Raw genomic sequence first — 16945 nt, 5'->3', positions numbered from 1 at the left:
TGTTTCACTCCACGACCTCGGCCGTTTCGAGCACAGCATGAAGAAGCACATCCGCACCGGCGGCGGCCCAGTCCTTGCTGATCTCCTCGGCCTCGTTATGGCTAAGACCGTCGACACAGGGGCACATCACCATCGCGGTCGGCGCCACCTGGTTGATCCAGCAGGCATCATGCCCGGCGCCCGAGATGATGTCGCGATGGGAATAGCCCAGCCGTTCGGCGGCCGAGCGGATCGCGCCCACGCAGGTTTCGTCAAAGGCAACGGGGTCGAAACCGCCCACGTTCTCGAATTCGATCTCCATGCCCATGTCATCGCAGATCGCCTGCGCGTCGGTCTTGAGCCGCGCGACCATATCCTCGATCACCGCGAGACTGGGCGAGCGGAAATCGACGGTAAAGACCACCTTGCCGGGGATCACGTTGCGCGAGTTCGGATAGACATCGATATGACCGGCCGCACCGACCGCATCCGGCGCGTGCGACAGGGCGATCTCTTCGACTTTTTCCAGCACGCGGGCCATCGCGAGACCGGCGTTCTTGCGCATCGGCATCGGGGTCGACCCGGTATGCGAGTCCTTGCCGGTGATCGTCACCTGCGTCCAGCTCAGGCCCTGACCATGGGTCACCACGCCGATGTCCTTGCCTTCGGCTTCGAGGATCGGACCCTGTTCGATATGCAGTTCAAAGAAGGCATGCATCTTGCGCGCGCCGACTTCTTCCTCGCCACGCCAGCCGATACGTTTCAGCTCATCGCCGAATGTCTTGCCCTTGGCGTCCTCGCGCTCATATGCCCAGTCCTGCGTGTGAACGCCCGCGAAAACGCCAGACGACAGCATGGCGGGGGCAAAGCGCGTGCCTTCCTCGTTCGTCCAGTTGGTGGCGACGACCGGGTGTTTCGTCTTGATCCCCAGATCGTTCATCGAGCGGATCACCTCGAGCGCGCCGAGCACGCCGAGAACACCGTCATACTTGCCGCCGGTGGGCTGGGTATCGAGGTGGCTGCCAACATAGACCGGCAGCGCGTCCGGGTCGGTACCTTCACGCCGGGCGAACATGTTGCCCATCTGGTCGAGCCCCATGGTGCAGCCTGCCTCTTCGCACCATTTCTGGAACAGGGCGCGGCCTTCGGCATCTTCGTCGGTCAGGGTCTGGCGGTTGTTGCCGCCCGCGATCCCGGGGCCGATCCTGGCCATCTCCATCAGGCTGTCCCACAGCCTTTCACCATTGATCTTGAGGTTTTCGCCCGGTGCTGCGGCCATGGGTGGTTCTCCTATTTCAATTCTACTTCGACAAAGGCCATGGGCTGGTCCCCGCCATTGATCACGTTGTGATGCACGCCGGAGGAGCGACGATAGCTGGTGCCCGCCGCCATCTCGACCACGCGCGAGATGCCATCGGGATCTTCAAGTTCCATGGTACAGTCGGTCAGCGTCGTGACAACGTAATCCATGCCGTGCTTATGCCAGCCGGTTTCCGCACCGGGTTCGAAATCGAAACGAGTGACGCGGACGCGCTCATCATCGATCATTTGCGTGGCTTTGGCGGCAGCGCGCATGGCTGGATCCCCTTGGCTATTATCTTTTTGACCATCTGGTCAAAGCGACGCTATCACGACAGGGTGATACGTCAAGAAGTTGACACGAAACCCTCTTGCGTTGGGCGTCGGGAACGACGCGAATTTAGGCAGACGAAGGAGCCCCGATGAACGAAGCCCGCCCCGTGACCCGTATCCAGCAGAAAAACCGCGCAACCATCCTTGATGCGGCGCTCGATGTTTTTTCGCAGCGGGGATTCGGCGGCGCGACGGTGGACCAGATCGCGGCGACGGCGGGGCTGAGCAAGCCCAACCTGCTATACTATTTCCCGACAAAGGAGACGATCTACGAGGCGCTTCTTGGCGGGCTTCTGGACACATGGCTCGACCCGCTTCGGGCCATGAGACCAAGCGGCGAACCGCTGCCGGAAATCCTTGCCTACGTACAGCGAAAGCTGGAAATGAGCCGGGATTTCCCGCGCGAAAGCCGGCTGTTTGCCAATGAGATCATCCAGGGCGCGCCGCTGATTGAAAGTGAGCTGAGCGGCGCCCTGCGCAGCCTCGTCGACGAGAAGGCAGAGATCATAAACCAGTGGGCGGATGAGGGCCGCATTGCCCGCGTGAACCCGCATCACCTGTTCTTTTCGATCTGGTCCCTGACCCAGCATTACGCCGATTTCGACGTGCAGGTGCGCGCCGTTCTTGGCGAAGGCGTGGACGACCCCTTCCCCGAGGCAGAGATCTATCTGACCACCCTTTTCACCCGCATGCTGACCCCGTCCTGAGCGAGAGATTCGCCCTCTGAATGGCTGGCCTGCGCGTCGCCGCAGGGCGGTTGGCCGCAGGCAACCGGTTGTTTCTGCACAATTTGCGGGCACTGGCAGTGGCTCCCGCGCAATTTTCTTGAAAGGATGCGCAACGGCATCCTTAGGTTTTTGGCTCGTCCGCCGCTTTGGTTTCCGGCATCGCGCTGCCTGGCCGGTCATGGTTCTGTGGCACGTCCCCGGTTTGCGCAGCCTCGGGTTCGACGGGCGCGCTTTCGCCCTCACCATAAGCCAGCGCGGCGGTTTCCGGTGTCGACCCGCGACCGGCAGGCGTGATGACAAAGCTGCCCTTTTCAGCCTCGGCCACGGGGGCACGGGTCCGGATGCGCAGGATCGCGAAGCAGATCAGCAGGACATGCGCCGCAAGAGTCGTAAGGAAGAGTCCGAAAGAGCCGAACTGGGCCATGCCAAAACCAGCGACCGTGGGCCCGATGATCGATCCGACGCCGTAGATCATCAAAAGGCCACCGCTGACCTGAATACCCGTGCCGGGCGGCGCGTGGTCATTCGCATGGGCCACGATGATCGGGTACATGGCAAAAACCGTCGCGCCAAAGGCCGCGGCCAGCAGAAGGTTGATGCTGAGCGTTTCGGGTTGCAGCAGGATAAAGGCGAGGTCGGCCAGCAGGGCTGCGATGGCCACCGCGATCAACACCTTGCGCCGGTCGAGGCGGTCCGAGGCCATGCCGATGGGCACTTGCGATATCGCCCCGGCAAGCACCGGCAAGCTCGCAAAAAGCGCAACGGAACCGAGCATGAGCCCAACCCTGTCGGCATAGACCGCCGAGAGCGTGCCGAAGGCGCTGTTGGAGACACCGACGCAGAACACCGCAACCACCGCAACCGGGGAGTTGCGCCAGAGCGCGCCGGGATCGAGGCGGACGCTGACCAGCGGTTTGGGCGTGGCGCTGGAAGAGATCGACAGCGGCACCAGCGCGAGGCAATAAAAAATCGCGGCGAAGACGAAGAAGGTAAAACCGCCCGAATCCCCCAGCGCCAGCGACATCTGGCCGCCGGTGGAGGCCAGCAGATTCACCATCGTGTAGATGCCAAAGATCCGACCGCGGGATTCGGGCTCGGCCCTTTCGCTGAGCCAGCTTTCGACGATCATCGCGGCCCCGGCGAAACAGAACCCCGACAGCCCGCGCAGTGGCACCCAGACCCAGGTTTTCATGTAGAGCAGCGAAAAGAGGACCGAGATGGCGGCAAAAGCGGCCATGACGCCGAAAGACCGGATATGACCGACCTTGCCCACGAGCCTTGGGCAAAAGATGCAGCCGAGCACGTAGCCAATCGCCCAACCGGTGCCGAGCAGGCCGAGGGAGGCGGCGCTGAACCCTTCGGCAGAGCCCCGGATCGGCAGGATCAAAGCATTGATTCCGCCCGCAAAGATCAGCAGGGCGGAGCCGAAAAGTAGAGCGCTGATGGGAAGAAACTGTTTCATGTCCCGCCCTTATGTGACCGCGCCCAAATTTCTTTCAAGAAATTTTACAAGAAAATGAGATTTTCTTGGGCGCGGTCGGGAGGGATCATTCCGCCGCTTGCGCTGCGGGATTGTTCGGGTGGGTCGTCCAGTTCGCGTATTCCGGCTGGACAACTTTCTGCGTGCGTTTGTCGATCTCGCCGGGTTGCAGCTCGATCATCGTGATGCAGTTCTCGACCGGGCAGACATCGACGCAGAGATTGCAGGCCACGCATTCGTCATCCTGCACTTCGAACACCCGGTCCGCCGACATGGAAATCGCCTGATGCGAGGTATCCTCGCAGGCGGCATAGCAGCGGCCGCATTTGATGCAGGCGTCCTGATCGATGCGCGCCTTGGTGATGTAGTTCAGGTTGAGATACTGCCAGTCCGTTACGTTCGGCACGCCCGCCCCGACGAATTCGGCTGTCGAGGCATAGCCCTTTTCATCCATCCACTGGCTGAGGCCCGAGATCATCTCTTGCACGATCTTGAAGCCGTAGGTCATCGCCGCCGTGCAGACCTGCACGTTGCCTGCGCCCATCACCATGAATTCCGCCGCGTCGCGCCATGTGGTGATGCCGCCGATCGCGCTGATCGGTTTGCCGTGGGTTTCGGGCTCGCGGGCGATCTCGGCCACCATGTTCAGCGCGATGGGCTTGACCGCGGGGCCACAATAGCCGCCATGGGTGCCCTTGCCATCGATGGTCGGCTGGGGTGCCAGCAGGTCGAGGTCAACCGAGGTGATCGAGTTGATTGTGTTGATCAGCGAGACCGCGTCGGCATTTCCTTTGAATGCGGCCTGCGCCGGTTTGCGGATATCGGTGATGTTCGGCGTCAGCTTAACGATCACTGGCTTGGAGTAGTATTTCTTGCACCATTCCGTGACCATCGTGATGTACTCCGGCACCTGGCCAACGGCCGAACCCATGCCGCGTTCAGCCATGCCGTGCGGGCAGCCGAAGTTCAGCTCGATCCCGTCCGCGCCCGTGGCCTCAACCCGGGGCAGGATGTCTTTCCAGGCCTCTTCCTCGCAGGGCACCATGATCGAGACGATGATCGCGCGGTCGGGGTAGTCTTTTTTGACGCGGGTGATTTCATCAAGATTGGTCTGCAGCGGCCGGTCGGTGATCAGCTCGATATTGTTGAGCCCGAGCAGACGGCGGTCGGCGCCGTAAATCGCGCCATAGCGCGGGCCGTTCACGTTCACCACCGGCGGGCCTTCGGCGCCGAGGGTTTTCCACACGACCCCGCCCCAGCCGGCCTCAAAGGCGCGGCGGACGTTATATTCCTTGTCGGTGGGCGGCGCCGAGGCCAGCCAGAACGGGTTGGGGCTCTTGATGCCGAGGAATTCTGTTGTCAGATCAGCCATTTGGCGTATCTCCCATGAAACGGAAACTTGGATTGGCTTTGCTGGTCTTGTCTTTGTCGAACATGGGTCAGCCCACCAGTGTGGCGTGAATGTCCATTGCGGCGTCGCGGCCTTCGGCCACGGCGGTCACGGTGAGGTCATCGCCGCCGCTGGCGCAGTCGCCCCCGGCCCAGACACCATCAAGCGAGGTGCGACCCGTGTCGTTCACGGCGATCTTGCGACCCTCGAGCGTGATGCCCTCGGGCGTGTCGCCGAGCGTCTGACCGATGGCTTTGAACACCTGATCCGCAGCCAGTCGGACGGTTTCGCCGGTGCCGGTCAGTCCGCTGCCGGTGTCGGTGGTGTATTCCAGCTCGATCTCGACCGCGCGGCCATTGCCGTGGACGGCGACGGGCTGGACGTTGAACATCAGGCGCACGCCGTTCTGGGCCGCAAGATCCTGTTCATACCGGCTTGCGCCCATCGCTTCCTGCCCGCGCCGATAGGCGATGGTCACGTTTTCCGCGCCCAGCAGTTTCGACTGAACCGCCGCGTCCACGGCTGTCATGCCGCCGCCGATCACGACCACGTTGCGGCCCACCGGGAGGGTGGTCAGGTCGCTCGTCTGGCGCAGCTCGGCAATGAAGGAGACCGCGTCTTCGACGCCTTCGCGGTCTTCGCCCTCGGCCCGCAGGGCATTGACGCCGCTGAGACCGATGGAGAGGAACACCGCGTCATGGGAGTCTTTCAGGCCCGACAGCGTGATCTGGTCGCCCAGCGCCTGCCCTTCCTGAATGGTGATGCCGCCGATCTGCATCAGCCACTCGACCTCGGCCGTGGCAAAACCGTTAGGTGCCTTATAGGCGGCAATGCCGAATTCGTTGAGCCCGCCCGCCTTGGGGCGCGCTTCGTAGATCACGACGTCATGGCCCAGCATCGCGAGCCGGTGCGCACAGGAAAGACCCGCAGGCCCTGCCCCGACCACCGCGACGCTTTTGCCCGTGGGCGCGGCGCGGGTGAACGGGTGCTTTCCCGCCTCCATCAGCGTATCGGTGGCATAGCGTTGCAGACGCCCGATCTCGACCGGTTTACCCTCGGCCACTTCACGAACGCAGACCTCTTCGCAGAGCGTTTCCGTCGGGCAGACGCGGGCGCACATGCCGCCAAGGATGTTCTGATTCAGGATCGTCTTGGCCGCCGCCTCGGGCGTGCCGGTGGCGATCTGGCGGATAAAGAGCGGGATGTCGATGCTGGTCGGGCACGCCGTCATGCAGGGCGCGTCGTGACAGAAATAGCACCGGTCCGCGGCCACCGCCGCTTCGTGCGGTGCGTAGGCCGGATGCAGATCGTCGAAATTTTCTTGTATTCGGTCGGCTGGAAGGCGCCCGGCCACGATGCCCGGGGTCGTCTGGCTATTGCCCATCATCATCTCCCTGATGATCGTTTCGCTTTATTGTTACATCCACCCTGCCACAGCTTTGCCACTTGGCAATAATTTTTTTACCGAAAGGTCAAAATATTCATCTGAGCGCCCAAAATGCCTTTCCCTTGGGCAGGAAAGCCGCCTTAGCCCGGTAAAAAGAGATATTTCATGTGCAGATATTTTATACTTGAAATAAATTCTGGAGACTGCCACTCTTTCCCGGAGGAAGCCCGAAAGCGGAGCGTATCATGAAAGTTGTTTGTCTGGGTGGCGGTCCTGCGGGGCTGTATTTTTCGATCAGTATGAAACTGCGCAATCCCGAGCATGAAATCACCCTGCTTGAACGGAATCGCCCTGACGATACCTTTGGCTGGGGCGTGGTGTTGTCGGATGAGACACTGACCAACCTGCGCGAAAACGATCCCAAAAGCGCCGATGCGATCCACGCGCATTTTGCCTATTGGGATGACATTTCAGTCATCCACAAGGGGGTGAACACCGTTTCCACCGGGCATGGGTTCTGCGGTATCGGACGGATGCGGCTGCTGCTCTTGTTGCAGGAACGGGCGCGCGAACTGGGCGTCGACCTGCAGTTTGAAACCGACGTGACCGACATCGACGCGCTCTCCAAGGAATACGACCTTGTGGTCGCCGCCGACGGGATCAATTCGCGGGTGCGCAGCCATTACGCGGAACATTTCAAACCCGAGATCGACACCCGCGCCTGTAAATTCGTCTGGCTGGGCACCCATGCCAAGTTCGACAACGCGTTCACCTTCATCTTTGAAAAGACGAAGCATGGCTGGGTCTGGGCCCATGCCTACCAATTCGACAGCGACACGGCGACGTTCATCGTCGAATGCTCGGAAGAGACGTTCGACGCTTGGGGCTTTGGCAATATGACCCAGGAGGAAAGCATCGCGGCCTGCGAGGAAATCTTCCGCGACCATCTGGACGGTCATGCGCTGATGACCAATGCGAAACATATTCGCGGTTCGGCATGGATCAATTTCAACCGGGTGCTCTGCGAAAAATGGCACCACGAGAATGTCGTGCTGCTGGGCGACAGTTCTGCCACGGCGCATTTCTCGATCGGGTCGGGATCGAAACTGGCACTGGAATCGGCGATTGCGCTGGCGGATCTGATCGAGAGCCAACCGACGCTGGAAGACGCCTTTACCCGCTATCAGGAAGACCGGCGGCTGGACGTGCTGCGCCTGCAATCGGCGGCGCGTAACTCGACTGAATGGTTCGAGGAAGTCGAGCGTTACCTGGATCTGGACCCAGTACAGTTCAACTATTCGCTGCTGACGCGATCGCAGCGGATCAGTCACGAAAACCTGCGTCTGCGCGACCCGGAATGGCTGCGCTCGGCCGAGGAATGGTTTCAGACGCAGGCCGGGGCGAACGGGGTACATCGTGCACCGATGTTCGCGCCTTTCCAGCTGCGCGACATGCGGCTGGTCAACCGGGTCGTGGTTTCGCCCATGGCGCAGTACAAGGCGGTCGACGGCTGCCCGACGGACTGGCATTTTGCCCATTACGCGGAACGGGCCAAGGGCGGCGCGGGGCTGGTCTATACCGAGATGACCTGTGTGTCGCCCGAAGGGCGGATCACGCCGGGCTGTCCGGGGCTTTATGCGCCTGAACACGAGGCGGCGTGGAAGCGGCTTTGTGACTTTGTGCATGCCGAGACCGAGGCGAAGCTGTGTATGCAGATCGGCCATTCCGGGCGCAAAGGGTCAACCCAGCTGGGCTGGGAGGTGATGGACGCGCCGCTGAAGGATGGCAACTGGGAACTGCTTTCGGCCTCCTCGGTGCCGTGGTCCGATAACAACGCCGCGCCGCGCGAGATGACGCGCGCCGATATGGATGAAATCCGGGACCAGTTCGTCGCGTCGACGGAAATGGCTGACCGCGCCGGGTTCGACATGGTCGAACTGCACGCGGCGCACGGGTACCTGATTTCCTCGTTCATCTCACCGCTGTCGAACCGGCGCACGGATGGATATGGCGGATCGCTGGAAAACCGGATGCGCTATCCGCTGGAGGTCTTTGCCGCGATGCGCGCGGTCTGGCCCGAGGAAAAGCCGATGTCGGTGCGGATTTCCGCAACGGACTGGGCCGAGGGCGGCGTCGGTGCCGAGGAAGCGGTCGAGATCGCTGCCATGTTCCGCGATGCGGGTGTCGATATCGTCGATGTCTCGGCCGGGCAGACCAGCACCGAGGCGCAACCGATCTACGGGCGCATGTTCCAGACGCCGTTTTCGGATCGCATCCGTAACGAGCTGGAGATGTCGACGATGACCGTGGGCAATATCTATGAGCCCGATCACGTCAATTCGATCCTGATGGCGGGCCGTGCCGATCTGGTCTGCCTTGCCCGTCCGCATCTGGCCGATCCCTACTGGACACTGCACGCGGCGGCGGCGCTTGGCGATACAGCGACACAATGGCCCCTGCCCTACCTGCCCGGCCGCGACCAGATGCAACGTCTGGCCGAGCGCGGCGAAGGCATGGGGATCAAGGTATGAGCGGCATCAAAGGCAAGACGGTTCTGATTACCGGCGGCGGCACCGGGTTGGGCGCGGATATGGCGGCCCGCTTTGCCGCCGAGGGCGCGCGGGTCTGGGTTTCCGGACGGACGGCGGCGACGCTGGAACAGGTGGCGGGCCAGCATGGCGACATCCACATGGTCGAGGCGGATGTGACCGACGAGACCTCGGTCGCGGCGATGTTCGATTTCATCGACACGCCCGATATCGTGATCGCCAATGCCGGGGCGTCGTCGAGCGGGCCACTGGTGCGCACCGAACTGGCTGAATGGGAATCGATGCTGTCGGTGAACCTGACCGGTGTTTTCCTGACCTTCCGCGAAGGTCTGCGTCGGATGAAGGACAGCCCGTGGGGGCGGTTGATTGCCGTGGCCTCGACCGCCGGGCTTAAGGGTTATCCTTATGTCGCGCCCTACGCGGCGGCGAAACACGGGGTGATCGGGCTGGTAAAATCGCTCGCGCTCGAGACGGCGAAGTCGGGTGTGACGGTCAACGCGCTTTGCCCAGGGTTTCTTGATACGGAAATGACAGTGCGCAGTGTCGACAATATCGTGCAGAAGACCGGGATGAGCGCCGAGGACGCCCATGCCAGCCTTGCGCGCATGTCGCCGCAGAACCGGCTAATCAAGCCCGAAGAGGTCAGCGCGGCGGCGTTCTGGCTTTGCGGCGCGGGCTCCGAAGGGGTCACGGGACAGGCCATTTCAATCTCGGGAGGCGAGGTTTGAGCCGCCCGCTGCCGAAGCAGCGGCTGCGGGTCTGGCTGCGGATGCTGGCGGCCCAGCGCGAGATTGAAACCGGTCTGCGCGAGGCGCTGCGGCTGAAGTTCGACAGCACCCTGCCCCGGTTCGACGTGCTCTCGGCGCTGGATCGCTATCGCGACGGGCTGCGAATGAGCGAACTGTCGGCCAAGCTGAAGGTATCGAACGGGAACGTGACCGGCATCGTCGAGCGGCTGGCGGGCGAAGGGCTGGTCGAGCGTGTGGCCGTGGATGGCGATCGGCGCGCGATGCAGGTGCGGCTGACCCCGGCGGGCGCCGAGCGCTTTGCCGAGATGGCAACGGCCCACGAGGGCTGGATTGACGAGCAGCTGTCGGCATTCGACAGCGATGAGCTGGAACAATTGATCCGTCTGCTGGAGCGGATGGGAGGAGAAAACGCATGAGCGAGATGAGCGGATACGTCGCGGAACATTTTAAATTCGAAGCGGCGGAGGGCATCGCGAAGATTTGCCTGAACCGGCCCGAGCGCAAGAACCCGCTGACCTTCGAGAGCTATGCCGAGCTGCGCGACATGTTCCGCGCGCTGGCCTATGCGAGCGATATTCACGCGGTGGTCTTCACCTCGAACGGCGGCAATTTCAGCTCGGGCGGGGATGTGCATGACATCATAGGGCCGCTGGTGGCGATGGAAATGCCGGAACTGCTGCAATTCACCCGGATGACCGGCGATCTGGTCAAGGCGATGCTGCATTGCGGCAAGCCGATCATCGCCGCCGTGGACGGAATCGCCGCTGGCGCCGGGGCGATCATCACCATGGCCTCGGACCTGCGGCTGGCGACGCCGGAGGCCAAATGCGCCTTTCTGTTCAACCGCGTCGGCCTTGCGGGCTGTGACATGGGTGCCTGCGCGATCCTGCCGCGCATCATCGGTCAGGGCCGTGCGGCGGAGCTGCTTTACACCGGCCGCGCGATGAAGGCCGAGGAAGGGCTGGCATGGGGCTACTGGAACGCGCTGCACGAGGCCGACGCCTTGGAAAAAGCGGCGATGGAAATGGCGCGCCGGATCGTGGCGGGGCCGACCTTCGCCAACGCGATGACCAAGAACCAGCTGAACATGGAATGGGACATGAGCCTCGATCAGGCGATCGAAGCCGAGGCGCAGGCGCAGGCGATCTGCATGCAGACCGGCGATTTCGAACGCGCCTATCGCGCTTTTGTCGCCAAGGAAAAACCGGTGTTCGAAGGCAACTGAGCGCAGGGCGGGCCGAGGGGCCGGGATTTTCCGTATTTGGAACGAGAAGAAGGGGGAGTTGCGCATCATGGTGGACCGGACATTTCTGGACTGGCCGTTTTTCGAGGATCGGCATCGCGCGCTGGCGGCGGCGCTGGAGGAGTGGTGCGCGGCGAACCTGCCGGTGGATCACGGCGATGTGGACGGAGCCTGTCGCGGGCTGGTCTCGGCGCTGGGGGCGGCCGGGTTCCTGCAGCATTCCGGCGGCGAGGCACTTGATGTGCGCTCGCTGTGCCTGATCCGCGAAACTCTGGCGCGCCATGACGGGCTGGCGGATTTCGCCTTTGCCATGCAGGGGTTGGGCATGGGGGCGGTATCGCTCTTTGGCTCGGAGGAGCAGCGGGAGTGGCTGGGACGGACCCGCGCCGGGGAGGCGATTTCCGCCTTTGCGCTAAGCGAACCTGCCAGCGGCTCGGACGTGGCGCAGATTTCGACGACTGCCGTGGCGGATGGCGACGGCTATGTGCTGAATGGCGAGAAAACCTGGATTTCGAACGGCGGGATCGCGGATGTCTACACTGTGTTCGCGCGGACCGGCGAAGCGCCGGGCGCCAAGGGATTGTCGGCCTTTCTGGTTCCGGCCGATACGCCGGGGCTTGAGATTGCCGAGCGGCTTGAGGTGATCGCGCCGCACCCTCTGGCGCGGCTTCGGTTCAACGATATGCGCCTGCCGCGCGAGGCGCTGATCGGCACGGCGGGCAGCGGGTTCCGGATTGCCATGTCGGTGCTGGATGTGTTCCGCTCGACCGTGGGCGCGGCGGCGCTGGGGTTTGCGCGGCGTGCGCTTGACGAGAGCCTTGCCCGCACCGGGTCGCGGCAGTTGTTCGGCGCGCCGCTGAACGATCTGCAAATGGTACAGGGGCATCTGGCCGACATGGCGCTGGGGGTCGATGCCTCGGCCCTGCTGGTCTATCGCGCGGCCTGGACCAAGGACATGGGCGCACCGCGGGTCAGCCGCGAGGCGGCGATGGCCAAGCTGCATGCGACCGAGACCGCCCAGCAGGTGATCGACGCGGCGGTGCAGCTGCATGGCGGCGACGGGGTGCGCCACGGGCATATCGTCGAGAGCCTTTACCGCGAGATCAGGGCCTTGCGCATCTACGAAGGTGCCTCGGACGTGCAGAAGGTGGTGATTGCAAGACAGGTGATGGGAGCATGACCATGCTGGGACCAAGCGCGCATAGCGACACGTTTACGCGGGACAACCTGCCCGCGCCGGAGATGTGGCCCGAGATCGACCTCGGGGCGCATAGCTACCCCGAATATATCAACATCGGCGTCGAGCTGACCGACCGGCTGGTGGCGCAGGGGCACGGCGATCGCACCGCGCTGATCGGCAACGGGCGGCGGCGCAGCTACAAGGAGCTGACCGACTGGACCAATCGGATCGCGCGCACGCTGGTCGAGGATTACGGCGTCAAGCCGGGCAATCGCATCCTGATCCGCAGCGCGAACAACCCGGCGATGGTGGCCTGCTGGCTGGCCGCGACCAAGGCGGGCGCGGTGGTGGTGAACACCATGCCGATGCTGCGCGCCGGAGAACTGGCAAAGATCGTCGACAAGGCCGAGATCACCCATGCGCTTTGCGACACAAGGCTGATGGACGAGATGATCACCTGCGCCAAATCCAGCGCCACGCTCAAGACGGTGGTTGGCTTTGATGGCACCGCCAATCACGATGCCGAACTGGATCGCGCCGCCCTGAATAAGCCCGTCACCTTTGACGCGGTTGAGACCGGGCGGGACGATGTGGCGCTCTTGGGCTTTACCTCTGGCACCACGGGTGAGCCGAAGGCCACGATGCATTTCCATCGCGATCTGCTGATCATCGCCGATGGCTATGCGCGTGAGGTGCTGGGCGTCACCCCCGAGGATATCTTCGTCGGCTCTCCGCCGCTTGCCTTTACCTTTGGCCTTGGCGGGCTCGCGGTGTTCCCCTTGCGCTTTGGCGCCTGCGCAGTGCTGTTGGAGAATGCCTCGCCGCCGAACATGATCGAGATCATCGAGACATACCGCGCGACCGTAAGTTTCACCGCCCCCACAGCCTATCGCGTGATGCTGGCGGCGATGGAGGAAGGCGCGGATCTTTCCAGCCTTCGCGCCGCGGTTTCCGCCGGAGAAACTCTGCCCGCCCCGGTCTATCACGACTGGATCGAAAAGACCGGCAAGCCGATGCTCGACGGGATCGGGTCAACCGAGATGCTGCATATCTTCATTTCGAACCGCTTTGACGATCACCGCCCGGCCTGCACCGGCAAACCGGTGACCGGCTACGAGGCACGTATCCTGGATGAAAACGGCGCCGACGTCGAACCGGGCAAGGTCGGACGGCTGGCGGTGCGCGGCCCCACCGGCTGCCGCTACCTGAACGACAAGCGGCAGGCCGAATATGTCAAGGACGGCTGGAACCTCACCGGGGACAGCTTCTCGATGGATGCCGACGGCTATCTGCATTTCGCCGCCCGCTCTGACGACATGATCATCTCATCGGGCTATAATATCGCCGGCCCCGAGGTCGAAGCCGCGCTGCTCGCCCATCAGGACGTGTCGGAATGCGCCGTCATCGGGGTTCCGGACGACGCACGCGGTGAAATAGTGCAGGCCCATGTGGTGCTGAGGGATGGCGTCGAACCCGGCCCTCTGCAGGTGAAACTCCTGCAGGATTTCGTCAAGGCGCAGATCGCCCCCTATAAATACCCGCGTTCTGTCATCTTTACCGATGCCCTGCCGAAAACGGCGACCGGCAAGATCCAGCGCTTCCGCCTGCGCGACACCTAGGCAATCCGCCTGCGGCAGAGATCGCGCTCCTTGCGGTGTTCCTCTGAGACGGGAGCCTGTTCTTCCCGCGCGGCTTCAATCTCGCGCTCGTGAGGGCGCAGGCGTCGGGTCGGTGCCGCCCAGCGCCCCAGTTGCAGGGCCATGGCGACGGCGTGATCGTAATAGGACATGGGAAACTCCGTGATTGCAATTTCTTTCAATCACGTCTCTCCTGACATCCTGCTGTCAGCAGCCGCTGCTATTGTGTCAGCAGCACATCCAGAGGCCCACCCAATGAACCGTTCCAACCGCCTGTTCGAAATCATCCAGCTTCTGCGGGCCACCTCCCGGCCAGTGACCGCCCGCGCACTCTCCGAACAGCTCGAAGTCTCCGAACGTACGATCTACCGCGACATCGCCGCGCTTCAGGCAATGCGCACCCCGATCGAAGGCGAAGCGGGCATCGGCTATGTCATGCGGCGCGGCTATGACCTGCCACCGTTGAACTTCGATTCCGAGGAAATCGAAGCGCTGCACGTCGGTCTCGCCCTCCTCGCCCGCACCGGTGACAGCGCCCTGCAGGCCGCCGCCAGCCGCATCTGCGCCAAGATCGACGCGCTGCACTGTGCCGCCGACTGGCTGCAGGTCGCCCCTTGGGGGGCAAAAAAGGACGACCCGCTCAAGGGCTGCGTCTCCATCGCCCTGATGCGCGAAGCAGTGCGCGACGAACGCAAGCTGCGGATCACCTACCGGGATGCCGATGACCGTGAGACGGAAAGAACCGTACGTCCGGTGGGCGTCGTCTATCACCTCGACTGCGCCATGCTCGCGGGCTGGTGCGAGTTGCGCCAGTCATTCCGCCACTTCAGGGTCGACCGGATCTGGACCTGCACCGCGCTCGACAGCTATTTCAGCGGCGAAGGCAATGCGCTGCGCCGCCTCTGGCTGGAAAACAACCGCTACGCGACGCCCGCTGCAAGCTGAACGCCCTGAAGGATACGACACCCCCCTGCTTCTTTGGGTCAAAAATATCCCCGCCGGAGGCTCCTGCCCCATCAGCAGTCGCGCCGCTCGTTACGTCACGCAACCGCGCCTTAAGGAATCACGATACCCGCCCGATTGAAGCGCAGCTGCGCCGTTGTCATGTCATCATAGAGAAGATGCACCTCGATCAGCTGCACACTGCGCCGGGGAAAGCTGCGGTATGGCAGGCCATCGCCGTCAAGAACGGCTGCCGGGGCGGGCTGGTCGGGGCGGCATTCGGGCATGTCCCAGACTTCCGGCGCCGCACCGTTCACGCCGACCCGGATTTCATGCAGTCCGCAGCGCCATGCCCAGAGATGGCTGACATACAAAAGATCCTGCCCGCCGAATTCACGCACCGAAATCCAGTTGCCACGGGTGGCGTTCAGGATCGGGCGCACTTCAAGCGCCGTCAGGAAGCGGCCCGAGGCGATTTGCGGTTCTGCCACAAAGCCGGTCGCCGGCTTTGCATCTGCCCCGGGCGTCTCCGATGGCAGCGCTGCCGGATCATCCTCGCTTTCCGGCATGACGGCAATCTCCTCCCCGGTGTCGGACTCTTGACCGGCAGCAGACGTCCCCTTGTCCTCTTGCGGTGCCACGGCGACCGCTTCTTTTGTCTCTGTCTCTGGGCTGGTGGCAACGGCGTTTTCGGGTACCTCCGCCTCACCCGGGGCTTGGGCGACGTCCATCGGGGCCACCGCAAGCGCCGGCGCCGCGCTATCGGCCGCCACCTGATCGACGGTGGCAAGGGAATGCACCGAGGCGGAAAACATCAACAAGAACACTTCCAGCATGACCCTGGCCTTTCGCTTTTCCTGCGGGACTGCCATTCTCCGGGCAGCCTGCCCTTCCCGAATTTCAGGTTTTTTGTTTCAAAATTCATGCCTATAATCAGCGGCATCGGCTAATGCCGCAGACCAAATCAAGCGGCTGAATCGAGTATGGCAAAGAAACAGCACCCTCGCCAAGCCTTCAATATCCTGATCATCGGGCAATCGGGTCGGTTGCAATATGAATGCCTGCTGTTCGCGGCGACGTTGCGCCATACCAATCCGGAATTTGCCGGGCGGCTGTTCGTCGCCGTGCCCAATGACGGACCACTCTGGGACCGGGACCCCGCGATCCGAGACGGCGGCGTGCTCGACATGCTGGGCGAGCTTGGCGCGGAAATCCTGCCCTTTGACAATCATGTTTTTGGCCAGTCCTACCCGCAGGGCAACAAGATCGAAGCTCTGGCGGCCCTGCCCGAGGGGCAACCTTTTGTCTTTTTCGACAGCGATACCCTGATCACCGGCGATCTGAACGAGGTGCCGTTCGATTTCTCGTATCCCGGTGCCTCGCTGCGCCGGGAAGGCAGCTGGCCCACGCCCACGCTTTACGGCCCCGGCTATCACGGCATCTGGAAGTCGCTTTATGACCGCTTCGGGCTCGATTTTGCGTCGAGTCTCGCGACGGAGCATCCCGAGGAATACTGGGAACGCTACCTGTATTTCAACGCAGGCTATTTCTTTTACCGCTGCCCGAAAGAGTTTGGCGAGAGATACCTCGACTATGCGCGGTCGATCCGCGACGACCCGCCTGTCGAACTGACCTGTCAGAGCCTTGATCCGTGGCTTGACCAGATCGCGCTGCCGCTGGTCATTCACGGGCTTGGGGGCGGTCGGGATGCCCTGCCCGCCGGTCTGCTGGATGGGCGCGTCAGCTGTCATTACCGTATGTTTCCGCTGCTCTATGCGCGCGAAAGCGATGCGGTGATCGAAATGGTCGAAGCCTGCGCCGCGCCGAACCGGATCAAGAAAATCCTGAAACAACATGAACCGATCAAGCGGATGATCTACCAGGGGCGCGGCCAGAAGGTGCGCGCGCTCTTCGACCGATCGGCCCTGCCCCGGCGCGAACAGGCGATCCGCAACCGCATCAAGGCACATGGCTTCTGGATGCGCTGAACGTGTCGGGCGCGCCCGCGGTGAGGACGGGAGCCTCCGGCGGGGATATTTTATGACCCAA

General features: G+C 62.8%; 16 protein-coding genes. 9 read left to right on the top strand and 7 right to left on the bottom strand.

What is annotated here, in order from left to right; translation table 11 throughout:
* Positions 1-4: 4 nt before the first annotated feature.
* On the bottom strand, positions 5-1258 hold the full coding sequence (locus ACU0FH_RS22080) for a Zn-dependent hydrolase (RefSeq protein WP_446196835.1): 1254 nt from the start codon (positions 1256-1258) through the stop codon (positions 5-7).
* A gap of 11 nt (positions 1259-1269) precedes the next feature.
* On the bottom strand, positions 1270-1554 hold the full coding sequence (locus tag ACU0FH_RS22075; RefSeq protein WP_446196834.1) for a cupin domain-containing protein: 285 nt from the start codon (positions 1552-1554) through the stop codon (positions 1270-1272).
* A 146-nt stretch (positions 1555-1700) separates the two neighbouring features.
* Between ACU0FH_RS22075 and ACU0FH_RS22070 the strand changes: the two genes are divergently transcribed.
* A complete protein-coding gene (locus ACU0FH_RS22070) occupies positions 1701-2318 on the top strand; it encodes a TetR family transcriptional regulator C-terminal domain-containing protein (RefSeq protein WP_446196833.1) in 618 nt (205 codons plus the stop codon).
* A 142-nt stretch (positions 2319-2460) separates the two neighbouring features.
* Here ACU0FH_RS22070 and ACU0FH_RS22065 read toward each other — a convergent pair whose 3' ends face one another.
* From ACU0FH_RS22065 to ACU0FH_RS22055, 3 genes are all read right to left on the bottom strand, one after another.
* A complete protein-coding gene (locus ACU0FH_RS22065; RefSeq protein ID WP_446196832.1) occupies positions 2461-3801 on the bottom strand; it encodes an MFS transporter in 1341 nt (446 codons plus the stop codon).
* Positions 3802-3886: 85 nt separating this feature from the next.
* Complete coding sequence (gene preA / locus ACU0FH_RS22060; protein WP_446196831.1) at positions 3887-5191, bottom strand: NAD-dependent dihydropyrimidine dehydrogenase subunit PreA; 1305 nt, start codon at positions 5189-5191, stop codon at positions 3887-3889.
* A gap of 67 nt (positions 5192-5258) precedes the next feature.
* Entirely contained in the window at positions 5259-6593 is a 1335-nt protein-coding gene (locus tag ACU0FH_RS22055) for an NAD(P)-dependent oxidoreductase (protein ID WP_446196830.1), read from the bottom strand.
* 248 nt (positions 6594-6841) lie between these two features.
* Here ACU0FH_RS22055 and ACU0FH_RS22050 point away from each other — a divergent pair, with 248 nt between their 5' ends.
* From ACU0FH_RS22050 to ACU0FH_RS22025, 6 genes are all read left to right on the top strand, one after another.
* Entirely contained in the window at positions 6842-9127 is a 2286-nt protein-coding gene (locus ACU0FH_RS22050) for a bifunctional salicylyl-CoA 5-hydroxylase/oxidoreductase (protein ID WP_446196829.1), read from the top strand.
* Positions 9124-9873 carry an SDR family NAD(P)-dependent oxidoreductase gene (locus ACU0FH_RS22045; RefSeq protein WP_446196828.1) on the top strand — a complete coding sequence of 250 codons (750 nt, stop codon included), beginning with the start codon at positions 9124-9126 and terminating at the stop codon, positions 9871-9873. Before ACU0FH_RS22050 ends, ACU0FH_RS22045 begins: the two co-directional genes overlap by 4 nt.
* A complete protein-coding gene (locus tag ACU0FH_RS22040) occupies positions 9870-10310 on the top strand; it encodes a MarR family winged helix-turn-helix transcriptional regulator (RefSeq protein ID WP_446196827.1) in 441 nt (146 codons plus the stop codon). The genes ACU0FH_RS22045 and ACU0FH_RS22040 overlap by 4 nt, the downstream gene beginning before the upstream one ends.
* 5 nt (positions 10311-10315) lie before the next feature.
* Positions 10316-11119, top strand: coding sequence for an enoyl-CoA hydratase family protein (locus ACU0FH_RS22035; protein ID WP_446197006.1), 804 nt, complete (start codon positions 10316-10318; stop codon positions 11117-11119).
* A 67-nt stretch (positions 11120-11186) separates the two neighbouring features.
* A complete protein-coding gene (locus tag ACU0FH_RS22030; protein WP_446196826.1) occupies positions 11187-12317 on the top strand; it encodes an acyl-CoA dehydrogenase family protein in 1131 nt (376 codons plus the stop codon).
* A gap of 2 nt (positions 12318-12319) precedes the next feature.
* Positions 12320-13936, top strand: a complete 1617-nt coding sequence (locus ACU0FH_RS22025) for an AMP-binding protein (protein ID WP_446196825.1) — start codon at positions 12320-12322, stop codon at positions 13934-13936.
* Here ACU0FH_RS22025 and ACU0FH_RS22020 read toward each other — a convergent pair.
* A complete protein-coding gene (locus ACU0FH_RS22020) occupies positions 13933-14136 on the bottom strand; it encodes a hypothetical protein (protein ID WP_446196824.1) in 204 nt (67 codons plus the stop codon). The genes ACU0FH_RS22025 and ACU0FH_RS22020 overlap by 4 nt on opposite strands.
* 73 nt (positions 14137-14209) lie before the next feature.
* Here ACU0FH_RS22020 and ACU0FH_RS22015 point away from each other — a divergent pair, with 73 nt between their 5' ends.
* Entirely contained in the window at positions 14210-14899 is a 690-nt protein-coding gene (locus ACU0FH_RS22015) for a helix-turn-helix transcriptional regulator (RefSeq protein WP_446196823.1), read from the top strand.
* A gap of 110 nt (positions 14900-15009) precedes the next feature.
* Here the strand turns inward: ACU0FH_RS22015 and ACU0FH_RS22010 are convergent, their stop codons facing one another.
* Positions 15010-15732, bottom strand: coding sequence for a hypothetical protein (locus tag ACU0FH_RS22010; protein WP_446196822.1), 723 nt, complete (start codon positions 15730-15732; stop codon positions 15010-15012).
* 147 nt (positions 15733-15879) lie between these two features.
* On the opposite strand from ACU0FH_RS22010, the gene ACU0FH_RS22005 reads away from it, so the two are divergent.
* Complete coding sequence (locus ACU0FH_RS22005; protein ID WP_446196821.1) at positions 15880-16884, top strand: hypothetical protein; 1005 nt, start codon at positions 15880-15882, stop codon at positions 16882-16884.
* Positions 16885-16945: the final 61 nt, after the last annotated feature.

Source organism: Heliomarina sp. (genome assembly GCF_052826185.1).
The sequence above is the reverse complement of the archived record's forward strand: the minus strand, read 5'-3'. Positions and strand labels throughout refer to the sequence as shown.